Origin of the sequence: Pseudomonas sp. NPDC088414 (assembly GCF_044753325.1) — a bacterium.
Classification (GTDB): domain Bacteria; phylum Pseudomonadota; class Gammaproteobacteria; order Pseudomonadales; family Pseudomonadaceae; genus Aquipseudomonas.
Genome location: NZ_JBIVMY010000013.1, coordinates 23,276 through 39,865, shown reverse-complemented (window position 1 = coordinate 39,865; position 16,590 = coordinate 23,276). Strand labels below are relative to the sequence as shown.

Annotated in this window: 18 protein-coding genes and 1 tRNA gene; 5 read left to right on the top strand and 14 right to left on the bottom strand. The window is 59.3% G+C overall.

The features are described 5' to 3' along the window. Positions 1-239: 239 nt before the first annotated feature. The 4 genes from ACIP8I_RS13815 to ACIP8I_RS13800 form a co-directional block, all read right to left on the bottom strand. The gene (locus ACIP8I_RS13815) at positions 240-407 is read right to left on the bottom strand and encodes a hypothetical protein (protein ID WP_003223252.1); all 168 of its coding nucleotides are present in this window, start codon (positions 405-407) and stop codon (positions 240-242) included. A gap of 123 nt (positions 408-530) precedes the next feature. Next, positions 531-956 carry a YMGG-like glycine zipper-containing protein gene (locus ACIP8I_RS13810; protein WP_367083946.1) on the bottom strand — a complete coding sequence of 142 codons (426 nt, stop codon included), beginning with the start codon at positions 954-956 and terminating at the stop codon, positions 531-533. Between the two features lie 133 nt (positions 957-1,089). Next, positions 1,090-1,458, bottom strand: a complete 369-nt coding sequence (locus ACIP8I_RS13805) for a bacteriocin (protein WP_400761808.1) — start codon at positions 1,456-1,458, stop codon at positions 1,090-1,092. Between the two features lie 325 nt (positions 1,459-1,783). Further along, positions 1,784-1,972, bottom strand: a complete 189-nt coding sequence (locus tag ACIP8I_RS13800; RefSeq protein WP_400761805.1) for a hypothetical protein — start codon at positions 1,970-1,972, stop codon at positions 1,784-1,786. Between the two features lie 239 nt (positions 1,973-2,211). Here ACIP8I_RS13800 and ACIP8I_RS13795 point away from each other — a divergent pair, with 239 nt between their 5' ends. Continuing rightward, the gene (locus ACIP8I_RS13795; RefSeq protein WP_400761802.1) at positions 2,212-2,490 is read left to right on the top strand and encodes a hypothetical protein; all 279 of its coding nucleotides are present in this window, start codon (positions 2,212-2,214) and stop codon (positions 2,488-2,490) included. Positions 2,491-2,554: 64 nt separating this feature from the next. Here ACIP8I_RS13795 and ACIP8I_RS13790 read toward each other — a convergent pair whose 3' ends face one another. Both ACIP8I_RS13790 and ACIP8I_RS13785 read right to left on the bottom strand, forming a co-directional pair. Beyond that, a complete protein-coding gene (locus ACIP8I_RS13790) occupies positions 2,555-2,875 on the bottom strand; it encodes a YbjQ family protein (RefSeq protein ID WP_007960724.1) in 321 nt (106 codons plus the stop codon). 164 nt (positions 2,876-3,039) lie between these two features. Beyond that, a tRNA-Ser gene (locus tag ACIP8I_RS13785) sits at positions 3,040-3,129 on the bottom strand. Between the two features lie 295 nt (positions 3,130-3,424). Here ACIP8I_RS13785 and ACIP8I_RS13780 point away from each other — a divergent pair. The 3 genes from ACIP8I_RS13780 (at position 3,425) to ACIP8I_RS13770 (ending at position 6,160) form a co-directional block, all read left to right on the top strand. After that, the gene (locus ACIP8I_RS13780) at positions 3,425-4,114 is read left to right on the top strand and encodes a crotonase/enoyl-CoA hydratase family protein (protein ID WP_007960722.1); all 690 of its coding nucleotides are present in this window, start codon (positions 3,425-3,427) and stop codon (positions 4,112-4,114) included. 217 nt (positions 4,115-4,331) lie between these two features. Further along, a complete protein-coding gene (locus ACIP8I_RS13775) occupies positions 4,332-5,054 on the top strand; it encodes a 1-acylglycerol-3-phosphate O-acyltransferase (protein ID WP_047292972.1) in 723 nt (240 codons plus the stop codon). Positions 5,055-5,188: 134 nt separating this feature from the next. Then, positions 5,189-6,160 carry a magnesium and cobalt transport protein CorA gene (locus ACIP8I_RS13770; RefSeq protein ID WP_400761797.1) on the top strand — a complete coding sequence of 324 codons (972 nt, stop codon included), beginning with the start codon at positions 5,189-5,191 and terminating at the stop codon, positions 6,158-6,160. 133 nt (positions 6,161-6,293) lie between these two features. Here the strand turns inward: ACIP8I_RS13770 and ACIP8I_RS13765 are convergent, their stop codons facing one another. From ACIP8I_RS13765 to ACIP8I_RS13755, 3 genes are all read right to left on the bottom strand, one after another. Then, the gene (locus ACIP8I_RS13765; protein WP_400761794.1) at positions 6,294-7,022 is read right to left on the bottom strand and encodes an amidotransferase; all 729 of its coding nucleotides are present in this window, start codon (positions 7,020-7,022) and stop codon (positions 6,294-6,296) included. A 95-nt stretch (positions 7,023-7,117) separates the two neighbouring features. Beyond that, a complete protein-coding gene (locus ACIP8I_RS13760) occupies positions 7,118-9,262 on the bottom strand; it encodes a 3-hydroxyacyl-CoA dehydrogenase NAD-binding domain-containing protein (protein ID WP_400761791.1) in 2,145 nt (714 codons plus the stop codon). Positions 9,263-9,286: 24 nt separating this feature from the next. Then, positions 9,287-10,492 (bottom strand): acetyl-CoA C-acetyltransferase, encoded by a 1,206-nt coding sequence (locus tag ACIP8I_RS13755; RefSeq protein ID WP_045122355.1) that lies wholly within the window; start codon positions 10,490-10,492, stop codon positions 9,287-9,289. A gap of 584 nt (positions 10,493-11,076) precedes the next feature. Between ACIP8I_RS13755 and ACIP8I_RS13750 the strand changes: the two genes are divergently transcribed. Then, positions 11,077-11,898, top strand: coding sequence for a c-type cytochrome (locus ACIP8I_RS13750; RefSeq protein WP_400761886.1), 822 nt, complete (start codon positions 11,077-11,079; stop codon positions 11,896-11,898). A gap of 118 nt (positions 11,899-12,016) precedes the next feature. Here ACIP8I_RS13750 and ACIP8I_RS13745 read toward each other — a convergent pair whose 3' ends face one another. The 5 genes from ACIP8I_RS13745 to ACIP8I_RS13725 all read right to left on the bottom strand — a co-directional run bounded on the left by ACIP8I_RS13745 (position 12,017) and on the right by ACIP8I_RS13725 (position 16,478). Continuing rightward, a complete protein-coding gene (locus tag ACIP8I_RS13745; RefSeq protein ID WP_007960704.1) occupies positions 12,017-12,820 on the bottom strand; it encodes a transglutaminase family protein in 804 nt (267 codons plus the stop codon). Further along, positions 12,817-13,767, bottom strand: a complete 951-nt coding sequence (locus tag ACIP8I_RS13740; RefSeq protein WP_007960702.1) for an alpha-E domain-containing protein — start codon at positions 13,765-13,767, stop codon at positions 12,817-12,819. Before ACIP8I_RS13740 ends, ACIP8I_RS13745 begins: the two co-directional genes overlap by 4 nt. 12 nt (positions 13,768-13,779) lie before the next feature. Next, entirely contained in the window at positions 13,780-15,189 is a 1,410-nt protein-coding gene (locus ACIP8I_RS13735; RefSeq protein ID WP_367083942.1) for a circularly permuted type 2 ATP-grasp protein, read from the bottom strand. Positions 15,190-15,683: 494 nt separating this feature from the next. Further along, on the bottom strand, positions 15,684-16,031 hold the full coding sequence (locus ACIP8I_RS13730) for a ribonuclease E inhibitor RraB (RefSeq protein ID WP_007960698.1): 348 nt from the start codon (positions 16,029-16,031) through the stop codon (positions 15,684-15,686). A gap of 213 nt (positions 16,032-16,244) precedes the next feature. Further along, positions 16,245-16,478, bottom strand: a complete 234-nt coding sequence (locus tag ACIP8I_RS13725) for a hypothetical protein (RefSeq protein WP_007960696.1) — start codon at positions 16,476-16,478, stop codon at positions 16,245-16,247. Between the last annotated feature and the right edge of the window lie 112 nt (positions 16,479-16,590).

Sequence of the window (16,590 nt, the reverse complement as noted above, 5' to 3'; positions counted from 1 at the left end):
CCTTGCGCTTGCAGCCTTCCAGGAATCACAGGATGAGCGCTACTCCTCCTCATCCTCCAACGGCAACTCATCCCGCTCCAAAGGATCCGTAGGCGAAGGCAACGGATACTCCGGCGTCTGATCGACATCGTCACCCTTCTGCTCACCACTCATCTCACACCTCACAAAGGGCCTGACAGAAATCCAGGCCCTGAAGACTCGAAAGCAGCACTACCGCACTCAATCAAAAGAACAAGCAATCACTGCTCATCCTCATCCTCCTCATACTCCATATCTGCCTCATCCGCATCATTCAACGGCACCGTCGCATCGTCCATCAGCGACCCCGGATCCTCGTTTCCCGGATCATTGATAAACGGCAGACCGCTCGGGCCTTTTTCTTCCTTGCCTTCGGTTTCGGGCGTCATGGCAAACCTCTACGTCTGGTGGGTTGTATACATTCGAAAAGCCCTACAGCCAATCGTTCCAGAGTCCGACCGCCAGACACGAAAAACCCGGCGCCAGGCCGGGTTTGTTTTTCGAACATCCAATCAATGATGACGATTTTTATGTTTGTATTTGTTGTGCCTGTGACCACCACCGGAATGAGCTTTGCCGCCATCGCCACCCAGGTTGTTGCCCACTGCACCACCCGCCGCACCACCCAAACCAGCACCGATGGCCGAACCGGTGGAGCCGCCCAGGCTGTTGCCGACCACCGAACCGCCGGCAGCGCCGAGGCCACCGCCAATGGCGGCTTCGGTGCGATTGTGTTTATTCGCCCCGACCGCGCTGCCCGCCGCGCCACCAACACCCGCACCGACCGCGGCACCGGTGCTGCCACCGAGCTGACCACCGACCACATTACCGAGCACACCGCCCAAACCGCCACCCACGGCGGCGCTGCCATCTCCGGCGGCCATCGCACCTTGAGCGATGAGTAATCCGAAAAACAGTGCAGACAATGACAAGCGCATTTGAACCTCACAGTTCCCGAATCGGGAGGGTATGCCCTAGGGCCTATGTCAGATTGGAGACATTTTTCGGGAAAACGTTCAGCCATAAAAAAGCCCGACATCGAGCCGGGCTATTTCTGACAAACGTTCGCTATCAGTGACGCTTGTGCCCCTTGGACAGGTTGGCGCCGACGGCACCACCCGCAGCGCCACCCAGACCGGCGCCAATGGTCGCGCCATTTCGGCCACCCAGGCTGTTGCCGATCACCGAACCACCGGCCGCGCCAACACCACCGCCGATAGCCGCTTTGGTGCGGCTGCCTTTGCCGGCTGCCATGGCACTGCCGGCCGCACCTGCAACACCGGCACCAATCGCTGCGCCGGTGCTGCCGCCCATCTTCTGGCCGACCACGTTACCCAGCGCACCACCCAGACCGCCGCCGAGTGCCGCAGTGCCTTCACCGGAGACCGCACCTTGAGCAACCAGAAGCCCCAGAACCAGAGCAGGCAATGTTAGACGCATGACGAAAACCTCAAAAATAGGGGGATCAAAAGGGGCCGAGATTGAAAGCTGCCGACGCGCTGATGTCCACACAAATCAGCCGTCGCCGCGCACTTGGCGCCGATTGGACAGCGATTTGGCAAAAGGTTTAATCGCAGGCAAAAAAAAGCCCGCTGGGGAGACGGGCTGGAGACTTGCTTTCTAACGGATGGCTTCACCCTACGTCCGTGGACGTGAAAAGTTTGTGAAAAAAAACACAATCCGTCCTATCACTTGTAGGAGATTTCCCTTCATAAACATCAGGCATAAAAAACCCCGTTCATAGACGGGGTCGTTCGGTCTCACTTTACTTTCTTGAGCGGGCCGACACCTTTGGAAGGAATTTGGCCTTTGGCCCCTTGGGCGTTGTGGACTTGATCTTGCTGGTCTGCACCGGATCCTCGCCAAAGCCCGATTGGTACTCCGTCTGGCCGCAACGGACACAGTTGTTGAATGAAAATTCGGCTCCATCATCTTCGATATACGGATCAGTCATAGCCTCTCCCCTTTGCAATGGATCGACACCGGCAAAGCCCTTTTGCCTGAAAAAATATCGACCTCCAAGGCTTTTGAGACTAGCCGGTCATTACCGGACTTGCGGTTCAGTTCGACCGATGCCCGACGAATGGCCTACGCAAATTCAACATCCGCACGAACCGTTGATCTCACAACGCTAAAGATTCCCGGCCACAGGCCGTTGCCCTTTTTCATACAAATGAATCTCAAGGAGAGAACATGAAAATCAATGGATTTCCGGAAATGCCGGTCGTAAAACTCACGGACGAACAAATCGCTGCCGGCAAAGCCGCCGGTGAGAAATTCAAGGAAAAGCTCGCTTCGGGCGACATCACCATCACCTATCCGAACAAACCGGTTCTGACCCCCGGCGTTATCTACCACCCGAGTCAGCCTACTGATCCAACGCCCTCCACCGGCACCCCGCCTATGGTCGCGATCGATACGCCCCTCACCTATGACGCCCACGGGCTTGTCATCCTCAAGCCTCAGGGCTGACCGAAAGCAAAACGCAAAAAGCCCATTCATCGTCTGAATGGGCTCGCTTGAACAGGCGATTACATCAACGCAACTTGACCGCCGTCCCCGTCGCGAACACCACAACCATACCGCCCTTACCCGCCGGCATGCTGATCTCGAAATCCAGCCCGACCACCGCATCAGCCTGCAACGCCCGCGCCCGCTCCTTAATCTCGTCCGTCGCCTGAACCCGCGCCTCTTTCAACGCCCGCTCCAGCGTCTGCGAGCGCCCACCGAAAAAATCGCGCATGCCGGCAAACAGGTCACGGATCACATTGACGCCCTGCACCGACTCCGCGCTGACAATGTCCAGGTACGCGGTGATCTGTCGGCCTTCGATGGCGTGGGTGGTGGAGATGATCATGGGAGCAATCCTTTTTTCTACGGATAAAGCGGCGATTGTAATGTGCCATGGGAAATCAGACCTGGCACCTGCGCACATGACTTCCGTGACGGATTAAAATCCAGACGCCAGAAACCACAAAACCCCTGATCTCTTTCGAAATCAGGGGTTCTGCGTATTGAATTTGGCGGTGAAGGAGAGATTCGAACTCTCGATACAGTTTCCTGTATACACACTTTCCAGGCGTGCTCCTTAAGCCACTCGGACACTTCACCGTATCTCTTCAAACATGTTCTGTCTGTCGAGGCGCGCTAATGTAGTCGAAAGCTTTTCTGATGGCAAACTTTTTTTCAGAATTTTCATGCGGTTAAGACAAAAAGGCGTTTCGCCCCACCCTGGGCGATGGCAAACCGGCCAATCTCTGGTGACGGCCACCCTTCTATATAGAAGCAGAACGGCGTGCTACGCCGGGCGCGGCCGGAAACGGTGACCGGCGAGTCAGTCACAGCGCTTTACCTGGCCTACGGCGGTGGGTAACGTCTGCCCATCTTTCTTACAAGGAATAGCGTCATGAGTGAGTTGATTGCCTACCACCTCGAAGACGGTATCGCGACCCTGACCTTGAACAACGGCAAGGTCAATGCCATTTCCCCGGACGTGATTGCGGCGTTCAACGCGGCGCTGGATCAGGCGGTGACTGATCGTGCCATCGTGATCATTACCGGTCAGCCGGGGATCCTCTCCGGCGGCTATGACTTGAAGGTGATGACCGCCGGCCCGAAAGAAGCCGTGGCGCTGGTGACTGCGGGTTCGACACTCGCCCGTCGCCTGCTCTCTCACCCGTTTCCGGTGATCGTTGCCTGCCCCGGTCACGCCGTAGCCAAAGGCGCGTTCTTGCTGTTGTCTGCCGATTATCGCATTGGCGTTGATGGCCCGTTCAGCATCGGTCTGAACGAAGTGCAGATCGGCATGACCATGCACCACGCCGGCATCGAGCTGGCGCGCGATCGCCTGCGCCGCTCGGCGTTCCATCGTTCGGTGATCAACGGCGAGATGTTTGATCCGAAAAGTGCGGTGGATGCCGGTTTCCTCGACAAGGTGGTGGCTGCCGAAGAGCTGCAAGGCGCAGCCCTGGCCGCGGCGCGTCAGTTGAAGAAGATCAACATGAACGCGCACAAGAACACCAAACTCAAAGTGCGCAAGGCGCTGCTCGAAGCCCTCGACAACGCGATCATCCAGGATCAGGAACATCTGGGCTAAGCCCGCGCTTCCGAAGCCGAAGAAAAGCCCGACCGTCGTGTCGGGCTTTTTCTTGCGCGTTCGGTTGATCGAGCGTCGACTGCTCTAGCACGGGTCTGACAATCAACTCGGAAACATGCGCTTAAACATCGCCTATCTCCGGACTCTATAGCAGCAATTGCCGAAAACAGTGCACATCCGTACACTGCGCCACCTTTTGTCCCGGTGGGGCCTGAAAATGCTGTTTGTGTTTCGTATGTTATTGATGGGCCTGCACTTTATTCTGGCCGGCGTGCTGGGAGTGATCCTCGGGCTGTGCCGTCCGTTCAACCCGGACAACAGCCGACTGTGCGCCCGCCTCTATGCGCTTCCGGCGATGTGCATTCTGCGCCTGCGGGTAAAAGCCGATGTCGGCCCGTTGATGAACAAACCCGACAGTTGCGTGATCGTCGCCAACCATCAGTCCAACTACGACCTGTTCGTGTTCGGCAACGTGGTGCCGCGACGAACCGTGTGTATCGGCAAGAAAAGCCTGAAATGGGTGCCGCTGTTCGGGCAACTGTTCTGGCTCGCGGGTAATGTGTTGATTGATCGTGGGAACGCGCACAAGGCGCGCAAGTCGATGCTCACCACCACTCACACCTTGCAACACGAAGACACGTCGATCTGGGTATTCCCGGAAGGCACGCGCAACCTCGGTGAAGAACTGCTGCCGTTCAAGAAAGGCGCGTTCCAGATGGCGATCGCCGCCGGTGTGCCGATCGTGCCGGTGTGTGTCAGCAGCTACATCAAGCACATGCGCCTGAACCGCTGGCGTAGCGGGAAAATTCTCATACGCTCGCTGCCGGCGATTCCTACAGCCGGGCTGACCATGGATGACATGCCCATGCTCATGTCCCAGTGCCGCGAGCAGATGCGCGAATGCATCGCCGCGATGGATCAGCAGCTGCAGGCTGCGTGAAAAACCAACCCGCCTCGTGCGGGTTTTCTTTTGCCGGGTGAACTGTGCAGATTTCACTGACTCTCAAGCAGCGACACGGCTAAGCTGAAGCCTTGTATTCCCTGCCATCTGCCAAGAAGAAGTGAACCACCACCATGGGTCGAGTTGTTGCTGCTGCGGTTTACAGCGCTGGTAAGAAAGTCACCAATATTACCCTCGATGAGGGCGCCGCCTGGGCTGCGAAAACCGGACACTTTGTCTGGATCGGACTGGAAGAGCCGGACGCTCAGGAGCTGGCCAAACTGCAACGTCAGTTCAACCTGCATGAACTGGCCATTGAGGACGCCCTGGAGAAACACAGCCGGCCGAAGCTGGAAACTTTTGGCGACGCTTTGTTTATCGTCACCTACTCGCCAATCCGCGAACACGGCATTTTGCAATTCATTGAAACGCATATCTTCGCCGGCAAGGGCTACATCATCACCGCCCGCAATGGTCACTCGGCATCCTACGCGCATGTGCGCCAGCGCTGTGAGGCGCGACCGTTGTTGCTGGAGCATGGGGAAGATTTCGTACTGTATGCAATTCTTGATTTCGTGATCGAAAACTACCAGCCGGTGGGTGAAGCGATCCATGCCGAGATCGATGAACTGGAGCGCAACGTGCTGTGCAGTGCATTGAATGAGCATGACATCCAGAAACTCCACGGCCTGCGGCGTGACGTGTTGCGCCTGCGCCGCTATGCAGCGCCTATGGTGGAGATCGGCGAGGAGCTGCAGAAGCTGAGCTTCCCGTTTATCGACAAGAACATGCGCCCGTACTTCCGCGATGTGCAGATTCACGTCACCCGGCAGATGGAAGACCTGACCACGCTGGCGGACATTGCCAGCCAGACCATCGAGATCGGCGTGTTGCTGGAGGCGTCACGGCAGAGCGTGGTGCAACGCAAGTTTGCCGCGTGGGCGGCGATTCTGGCGTTTCCGACGGCAGTGGCGGGGATTTACGGGATGAACTTCCAGAACATGCCGGAGCTGAGCTGGCATTACGGCTATTTCGCCGTGCTGGGGTTTATCACGGTGGGGTGTGTGAGTTTGTGGGCGAGTTTCAAGAAGTCGGGGTGGTTGTAGTCCCTGTGGCGAGGGAGCTTGCTCCCGCTGGGGTGCGAAGCACCCCCATGCAGAAGTCAAGTTGCCGTAAATTACGGCTGCTGCGCATCCGAGCGGGAGCAAGCTCCCTCGCCACATAGGTAAATGTCAGGTCTTAAATCGCTTCAGCTTCTGGCTTGTGCGCCACAAACCGCATCATCCATTCCGCCACCGTGGTGCCATGGTGCTCCTGCTCCAGGCTGGCCACGCCTTTCGAGTAGATCTGCGAACCCAGCGCGTCCTGGCGCAGATCCAGCAGCGCCCGCGAATAGTCGTGAATGAATTCCGGGTGCCCCTGGAAGCACAGCACCTGATCGTTGATGTGATACGCGGCAAACGGGCAGAAATCGCTGGAGGCAATAACCGTAGCGTTTTCCGGCAGTGCGGTGACCTGATCCTGGTGACTGATCAGCAGCGTCAGCTCTTCCCGCACCGGGCTCATCCACGGCGCCTTGGCCGCCAGTTTGTAGTTGTGGGTGCCGACGCCCCAGCCCTGGCTGGCGCGCTCGCTCTTGCCGCCCAGCAGCAGCGCCAGCAGTTGATGGCCGAAGCACACGCCGAGTAGCTTGTCGCCGCGCTCGTAACGGGTCAGCAGGTATTGCTTGAGGGTCTGGATCCACGGGTCGGTGCCGAACGAATCGGCCTTGCTGCCGGTGATCAGGTACGCATCGAAGGTCAGGTCGTCGCTGGGGTATTCGCCCTGCATCACGTTGTACACGGTGAACTCGGCGGCAATCGGTTGCTGCGAGAACAGGCGCTGAAACATCTGCCCGTAACCCTGATATTGATCGACCAGTTCCGGACGCAGGATGTCGGTTTCCAGAATGCAGATGCGTAGCGACATAAAAAATACCTGACACGTGATGGGAATAATGAACACCCCAGAGCCTGCCTTGAAACACCCCGGCAAGGCAAGCCCCGCAGCGTTCACCCGATCACTTAAAACAGCTCGCCTTTCGCGGCTTTTTCCAGCAGCAGCGCCGGTGGCGCAAAGCGCTCGCCGTACTGCTCGGCCAGATACTGCGCGCGTGCGACGAAGTCCTGCACGCCGTACTGATTGATGAACTGCAAGGCGCCGCCGGTCCACGGCGCAAAACCGATGCCGAAGATCGAGCCGACGTTGGCATCCGCCGTTGAGGTGAGCACGCCCTCCTCCACGCAGCGCACGGTTTCCAGGGCCTGCACGAACAACAGACGATCACGCACATCTTTCGGCGAAATTTGCCCGTCGGCCTTCTCGAAGCGCGTCTTCAACTCCGGCCACAGATGTTTCTGACCACCCGCCGGGTAATCGTAGAAACCACCGCCAGCGGCTTTGCCCGGACGCTTGTATTCGTTGAGCAACAAGTCAATCACAGCGAACGCCGGATGATCTGTCAGCGCTTTCCCTTCCGCTTGCAGGTCTTTGGCCGTTTGTTGACGGATATGGCTCATCAGGCTGAGGGAAACTTCGTCGGAGATCGCCAGCGGCCCGACCGGCATCCCGGCCTTGCGCGCTTCGGTCTCGATCATCGGCGCGCTCACGCCCTCGCCGAGCATGGCGATACCTTCATTGGTGAAGGTGCCAAATACCCGCGAGGTAAAGAAGCCGCGACTGTCGTTGACCACGATCGGGGTTTTCTTGATTTGCAGAACAAAGTCGAAACCTCGCGCCAGGGTTTCAGCACTGGTCTGCGCGCCTTTGATGATTTCCACCAGCGGCATTTTGTCCACCGGGCTGAAAAAATGCAGACCGATGAACTTGCTTTGATCGGGTACTGCGGTCGCCAGTCCGGTGATCGGCAGAGTCGACGTGTTGGAGGCGATTACCGCATCAGAACCGACAATTTTTTGCGCTGCCGACGAGACTTTTGCCTTCAGTTCGCGATCCTCGAACACCGCCTCGATGATCAGATCACAACCCGCCAGATCCGCATCATCTTCAGTGGCGTGAATCCGCGCCAGCACCGCCTCGCGTTTCTCAGCCGTCATCTGCCCACGACCGACTTTCTTGTCCAGCAACGCCGCCGAATGCGCCTTGCCCTTCTCGGCCGCCTCCAGGTTGATGTCCTTGAGCACCACATCGATGCCGGCCGAAGCGCTGACGAAAGCGATCCCGGCGCCCATCATGCCCGCGCCCAGCACACCGACCTTGCGCGTGACATTCGGCGCAAAGCCCTGCGGGCGCGAACCGCCGGCGTTGATCTCGTTGAGCTGAAACCAGAAGGTGCCGATCAGGTTTTTCGAGATCTGCCCGGTGGCCAGTTCGGTGAAGTAACGGGTTTCGATCAGGTGCGCAGTGTCGAAATCAACCTGCGCGCCCTCCACCGCCGCACACAGAATCTTCTCTGGCGCCGGCAGCGTGCCTTGGGTTTTGCTGCGCAGGATCGACGGCGCAATCGCCAGCATCTGCGCAACTTTCGGATTCGACGGCGTGCCACCTGGGATCTGATAGCCCTTCACGTCCCAACGCTGAACTGCAGTCGAGTTGGCGACAATCCAGGCGCGCGCCTTGGCCAGCAACTCGTCGCGATCCGTCGCCAGTTCATCGATCAAACCGGCCTGCAATGCCTGTTGCGGGCGCACCTTTTTGCCTTCGAGCAGATAAGGCAGGGCTTTTTCGATGCCCAGCATGCGCACCATGCGCACCACCCCGCCGCCGCCCGGCAGCAGGCCCAGCGTCACTTCCGGCAAACCGAGTTGCACTGCTGCATCGTCCAGCGCCACGCGATGATGGCAGGCCAGACAGATTTCCCAGCCGCCGCCGAGTGCGGCGCCGTTGATCGCCGCGACCACCGGTTTGCCGAGGGTTTCCAGGGTGCGCAATTGCCCCTTGAGGCTCAGCACCATGTCATAAAAAGCTTTGGCCTCGGGCTTGCCGATCTTGATCAGTTCATTGAGGTCGCCGCCGGCAAAGAAGGTTTTCTTCGCCGACGTGATGATCACCCCGGCGATGCTGTCTTTTTCCTCCACCAGCCGCGCCACGCAGGCGCCCATGGCCTGGCGGTACACGGCATTCATGGTGTTGGCGCTCTGGCCCGGCATGTCGATGGTCAGCACGACGATGCCGTCCTGGCCTTTTTCGTAACGAATGGCTTGGCTCATAACAAGGTTCCTTGAAGTCGGGGCTCAGAGGCGTTCGATGATGGTGGCAATGCCCATGCCGCCGCCGACGCACAGCGTCGCCAGGCCGTAGCGCAGGCGCCGGGCTTCCAGCTCATCGAGCAGGGTGCCGAGGATCGCGCAACCGGTGGCGCCCAGCGGGTGGCCCATGGCGATCGAGCCGCCGTTGACGTTGACCTTGTCCGGGTCGACCGCCATGTCCTTGATGAACTTGAGCACCACCGAGGCAAACGCCTCGTTGACCTCAAACAGATCGATGTCTTCCACGCGCAAACCGGCCTTGGCCAAGGCCTTGCGCGTGGCCGGTGCCGGGCCGGTGAGCATGATGGTCGGGTCGGTGCTGGTGACCGCCGTGGCGACGATCCGCGCCCGTGGCTGCAGGCCCAGTGCCCGACCCTTGGCTTCGGAACCGATCAACATCAGCGCCGCACCGTCGACGATCCCGGAGCTGTTGCCCGGGGTGTGCACGTGGTTGATCCGCTCGACGTGGCTGTAAACCCGCAGCGCCGTGGCGTCGAAGCCCATCTGGCCGATCATTTCGAAACTTGGCTTGAGTTTGCCCAGGCCTTCCATCGTCGATTCGGCGCGAATGAATTCGTCGTGATCGAGCAGGATGATGCCGTTCTGATCCTGCACCGGCACCAGCGACTTGTTGAACGAACCGTCGGCCCGCGCCCGCGCAGCCTTGTGTTGCGAGTGCAATGCGTAGGCATCGACGTCGTGGCGGCTGAAGCCTTCAAGGGTGGCGATCAGATCCGCGCCCACACCCTGCGGGGTGAAGTGGCTGTGCAGGTTGGTCTGCGGGTCCAGCGCCCACGCACCGCCGTCGCTGCCCATCGGCACCCGCGACATCGACTCGACGCCACCGACCACCACCAGATCCTCGAAGCCCGAACGCACCTTCATCGCGCCGAGGTTGACCGCTTCCAGACCCGAGGCGCAGAAGCGGTTGATCTGCACGCCAGCCACGCTGACATCCCAATCCGCCACTTGCACCGCGGTCTTGGCGATGTCCGAGCCTTGATCGCCGATCGGCGTGACGCAGCCGAGCACCACGTCATCGACCTGACTGGTGTCCAGCGCGGTACGGCTTTGCAGTGCCGTTAACAATCCCGCGACCAGATTCACCGGTTTGACGCTGTGCAGTGCGCCATCGGCCTTGCCTTTGCCACGCGGCGTGCGTAACGCATCGAAAATCAAAGCTTGGGTCATGACGTCCTCGAACCTGTGCGGTGAGTGAATTTCGTGCTGTCACTGTTGTCTCGTGCCGTCGCAGATTCAATGACCATAGCGCTCAATGACGTTGACGCGCACGCTCAGACGGACGGTCATTCAGCCTCAGGTGAACCGGTTCAGGTCGGCGAGTTGTCTAGCAAGCGGGCGGCGAAGAAGCTGGCAATACGCCTCATGCCGTTTTTATCGCAACCAGTAGCAAATACATATGAAATGGATCTAAGCCAAGCGTGACGGGGGCTCTAAGGTAGTACATGTACGTCAGGGTCGTCGGGTTTTGCCGGGGCCGATGTTCTCCAACAGGAAGTGCAGCGTTTGCCGTCATGGATATGCAGGCAGACATCAGGAAATAACAATAAAGGCGGTCAAGCCATGTTCAAACAACCAAAAGTTCGTCAAGCAGGACTCATTCTTTTCGCCACCACGCTGTTGCTGATTTTGCCGAACCTGACCAAGGTCATTGGCTGACTTAACGGCCGGGTGCACTTCATCGCCATCAAAAATGTGACTGGCCCGCTACCCGGGCCAGCGTGGCTGTGCCAACCTTTGCGCACTTCCACGACATGGACGGCGATTTTTTGAAAACGCTCATTGTGTTCTGGGCCCTGCTGCTGAGCATGCCCTTGTCTGCCGCGCAGCTGGAATTACAGCTGGGCACAACCCATCGCACCTGGCAAACCGCGGAATTGCTCAAGCATCCTCAGGTACAAAACCTCACCATCAAGAACGATGTGTCCTACAAGAAGGACATGACTTATCGCGTCGTGCCCGTGGCGGCGCTGCTTACCGGGATCGAGCCGGACGATCACCTGCAAGCGGTGGCGCTGGACGGGTTTGCCGCCGAACTCAGCGCCGCTCCGTTGCTCAACACCAAAGGCGCACAAGCGTGGCTGGCGATCGAAGACCCGACGCAGCCGTGGCCGCCGCTGTCCGAAGGCAAGCACAGTGCCGGGCCGTTCTATCTGGTCTGGACCGACCCGCAGGCCGGCAATATCAGCCCGGAACAATGGCCGTTCCAGGTGGCGAGCATCAAACGCATGGCACCAGTGGCCGAGCGCTTCCCTGCGCTGTTGCCGGATCCCAAGCTCAAGGCGACTGACCCGGTGAATCAGGGTTTTGCTCTGTTTCAGAAGAACTGCCTGGCGTGTCACCGGTTGAACGGTGCGGGGGATGCGCAGTTCGGGCCGGATCTGAATATTCCGTACAACCCGACCGAGTATTTCGGCGCGGACTTCCTCAAGCGCTACATTCGTGATCCGCAGAGTTTGCGCCAGTGGCCGCAGGCGAAGATGCCGGGGTTTTCGGCGGATGTGTTGCCGGAGGGGGATTTGCAGTTGCTGATCGGTTATCTGCAGCACATGGCTGGGCGCAAAATTAAGCCCTGACGACATTCCCCTGTAGGAGTGAGCCTGCTCGCGATAGCGGAGTGTCAGTCACTGATCCTTAAACTGACGACTGCTATCGCGAGCAGGCTCACTCCTACAAGGGTTACGTGTGAACCCGTTATTGTTGTTGCACGGAGATGACTGGCGTCGGCGACACGAACACCTTCGCATGCATCTGCTCGCTCCCACCGCCCCGGCGCATGCCGCGTACCGGGCAGGCATCCAGATAATCCAGGCCCACCGCCAGTTTCAAATGGCGCTCGGGTCGAGCCAGTTGGTTGGTCACGTCGAAGCTGTACCACGCGTCATCCAGCCACGCTTCGGCCCAGGCATGACTGGCCAGATGTTCGGCGTCCTCGCTGTACAGATAACCCGACACATAACGCGACGGAATCCCCAGGCTACGTGCACAGGCGAGAAAGGCATGGGTGTGATCCTGACAAACCCCGGCACGCCCGGCGAAGGCTTCGGCGGCGCTGGTGTCGACTTCGGTGGAACCCGGCGTGTAGCTCATATGCTGGTTCAAACCGTGCATCAGGTCGATCAGCGCGGTGCGATCACGTCGCTGCTTGCAGGACTTGTCGGCAAACGCCCGTAGCGCTTCGTCCGCCTCGGTCAGGCGAGTGAAGCGCAGGAATGGCAGCGCCGACTGGCTCTCATGCTCGGCCTCGCGCAACTCATCGATATCGACCTGCCCCCGGGCGCCGATGATGATCGCTTCGTGCGGCTCGTCCATGGTCAGCACATGCAGGATGTTGCCGAACGGATCGAGCTGGGCGCGCACTGGACGCGGCAGGTCGAGTTGCCAGCTCAACACGTGCTGACGCTCGCTGTCGTGCGGGGTCAGGCGCAGATACTGGATGCTCGCTCGCACCTGATCTTCATAGTGATAGGTGGTCTCGTGGCTTATGGAAAGTCTCATGCAGCCTCCAGGTATGAACTGTGAATCGCGTTGCCCAACTGGCGCACCAGCGGGATGAATTCGGTGAGCCAGGCGTGCAGGCCTTCGGCGAGGATTTCGTTGATCCCGGTGTAACGCAGACGCGCGTCCATCTCGGCGGCGAGGCGTTGTGCCGGACGGCCATTGGCGCCGGGTAATTGGGCGAGGATCTGGTCGATTTCCTCGGTGCAGGCGCGCAGCGAACGCGGCACATCCGCACGCAACAGCAGCAGTTCGGCGACATGCCGGGCGCCAGGGGCGTCGCGATAGATCTCGGTGTAGGCCTCGAACGATGACAGCGCTCGCAACAGTGCACTCCACTGGTAATAGGCGTGCGCCGTACCGTCACTGACCGCTTCGGCCTGATCACCAGCCATTTCATAGCGCGCATCGAGCAGGCGCAGCGTGTTGTCCGCACGCTCGATGAACGTTCCCAGACGAATGAAGCGGAACGCATCGTTGCGCATGATCGTGCCGTAGGACGCGCCCCGGAACAGGTGCGAGCGCTCCTTGATCCACTCGCAGAAGCGGCTCATGCCGTAGCGGCTGAGGCCCTGCTCGGCGATGCCGCGAATCTCCAGCCAGGTGGCGTTGATGTTCTCCCACATGTCCGCAGTGATGCGCCCGCGCACCGCATGCGCACTGGCTCGCGCGGCGCCGAGGCAGCTGTAGATGCTCGCCGGATTGGCCGCATCGAGGGCGAAGAAATGCAACAGGCGTTCGGCATGCAATTCGCCGTGACGCTCCAGGTAATCGTCGAGGGTGCCGGTGATCAACAGCGGCATGGCCAGTTCGTGCAGACCGTCGCCGCGACCGTCCTGCGGCATCAGCGACAGCGAATAGCTGACATCGAGCATCCGTGCGAGGTTTTCCGCCCGCTCCAGGTAACGCGACATCCAGTACAGATCCGAGGCAGTTCTACTTAACATGGCAAGCTTCCTTCAATCCTCGACCACCCAGGTGTCCTTGGTTCCGCCGCCCTGGGAGGAGTTCACCACCAGGGAGCCTTCACGCAGGGCGACACGGGTCAAACCGCCGGGCACAACCCGGGTTTCGCGGCCAGACAGTACAAACGGACGCAGGTCGATATGGCGCGGCGCGATACCGTTTTCGACAAAGGTCGGACAGGTCGACAACGACAGCGTCGGCTGCGCGATGTATGCGTGGGGCTTGGCCTTGATCCGCTCACGGAACGCATCGATCTGCGCCGTGGTTGATGCCGGCCCCACCAGCATTCCGTATCCGCCGGAACCCTGGGTTTCCTTGACCACCAGATCCGCAAGATTGGCCAGTACATGGGACAGTTCCGAGGGGTTACGGCACTGCCAGGTCGGCACGTTCTTCAGGATCGGTTCTTCGTCGAGGTAGAAACGGATCATCTCGGTGACAAACGGGTACACCGATTTGTCGTCCGCCACGCCAGTACCGATGGCATTGGCCAGCACCACGTTGCCCGAGCGATAGGACGACAACAGCCCCGGCACACCGAGCATCGAGTCGGGGTTGAATGCCAGCGGATCGAGGAACGCGTCGTCGAGACGGCGGTAGATCACGTCCACCGCTTTCGGCCCGTCGGTGGTGCGCATGAAGACCTTGTCGTCGCGCACGAACAGGTCGGCACCCTCCACCAGTTCAACGCCCATTTCCCGTGCGAGGAAGGCATGTTCGAAGAACGCACTGTTGAAACGCCCCGGCGTCAGCACCACCACGCTCGGATCGTCGATCGGGCTGGAGCTTTTCAGCGTGTCGAGCAACAGGTTCGGATAGTGGTCGATGGGCGCGATGCGCTGGGCGGCGAACAGTTCGGGGAACAGGCGCATCATCATCTTGCGGTCTTCGAGCATGTAGCTCACGCCGCTCGGGGTGCGCAGGTTGTCTTCGAGCACGTAGTAGGTGCCGTCGCCATCGCGCACCAGATCGACGCCGGAAATGTGCGAATAGATATCGCGATGCAGATCCAGGCCCTGCATCGCCAACTGGTACTGCTCGTTGGCCAGCACCTGTTCGGCGGGGATGATCCCGGCCTTGATGATGCGCTGCTCGTGATAAAGGTCGGCGAGGAACATGTTCAACGCCTTGACCCGCTGGATGCAGCCGCGCTCGACGATCCGCCACTCGCTGGCGGGAATGCTGCGCGGAATGGTGTCGAATGGAATCAGGCGCTCGGTGCCCTGCTCATCGCCATAGAGCGTGAAGGTAATCCCGGCCCGGTGGAACAGCAGATCGGCCTCGCGTCGCCGTTGTGCCAGCAACTCGTCAGGCGTGTCCGCCAGCCAGCGGGCGAACTCGCGGTAATGCGGGCGGACCTGGCCGCCGGCATCGTACATTTCATCAAAATAGGTGCGGATCATGCCGTACTCCTTGTCACCCGGACCTACAGGCCTTCGCAAGGCCCGTGCCATCGGCATAAACGCTTTGATTTCAATCGCTTGGATAATCACGCCGCAAGCACCGCACCATTCCTGTGCGGCAAATGCCCCAAGCGGATTGCCCCCGCTTCATTGCGACGCATTGCATCGCCTATCACCAGCATAGTCAGAGTTGATTTCACTGCTTGCGCCGGGCTGCGGATAATCCGCGCATCCGCTGCAAACTTCCCACAAGGGAGGCTGCAGCCCACCTGATCCGGACTGCCCGTGCAGTCCCCGCAGGCCGTGACCCTGACCGGTTTCCTCTCCTTATCGGTCTTCCCTTTCAGCCACCCTCTCCGGTGGCTTTTTTTTGCCTTTCTGAAATGTTTTGAAAGCAAAAGCAAAAGATCGCAGCCTCCGGCAGCTCCTACCAATCACCTGTAGGAGTTGCCGAAGGCTGCGATCTTTTGACTTTAAAAAAGCTAAACCAGAGATCAGTTCAGACGATGGCGGTTGCGCACCTCCTGCTTGACTCCCCAGCCTTCGATGATGCCGCCCAGCGGCTCGACCACGGCAGAGAAGCCCTGCTCGAAATCGCCAATGTCGTCATAGGTCGCGTACATCACTTTGCTCAATTCCAGCGACCAGGCGCCATCGTCGCGCGCACTGACCTGGGCATTGATGGATTCACCACGAAATTTGCCTGCCGCCCTGCGCGCCCGCTCCTCGTCCGGGAAAATGGCGTAGAACTCGATGGGATGGAATCGGGAAAAGTCGAAACCGCCTTCTTTCATGCGGCGCAGAACATTGCTGCTGATGTCTTCTTGATAGGCTGTGCTCATGAATCGTCCCCCTCGGATAGATGGATAGACTTTCCGTATTCCCGCCCCGGGCCTTACAGGCCAAAAGTACATCGGCAAACGGGTTGCCGGCGGGAAACAAGCATGTAGCTGACAAGACCAGACCTTAGCGATCGTTTCGCTGATCTCGCTTGCAGATTAGCCCCAAGGTAGAGCTGCTGCCAAGGCCTGGTTGCTTCGGATGAAAGGAAGTTTTCAGATTGGAGTGATGCTGCGGATTTCGATGCTGTTCTGGGTTTTCAGGCTTTTCGCCCCGGCGTCGGGGGTGCGCCCTTCCAGATCGTTCAGATCCAGTTCGGCGGCCACGGGCAGAAGCCGTTCCTTGATCAGGCGTGCAGCCTCGTCGTCGCTGGGGCATTCCGCGCGCTCGAACACCTCATCGACAATTTCACCATGATCGTCCACGAAAGTGACTTTCCACTTTTGCATCGGTGCCTCCTCGATCAAACCCGCAAATGGGCTTACATCTATCTCGACTTTTGGCGAGATTGATCGTTCAAAAGGATTGCGGCGCACGAACATGAAAAAAACATCATTTTCA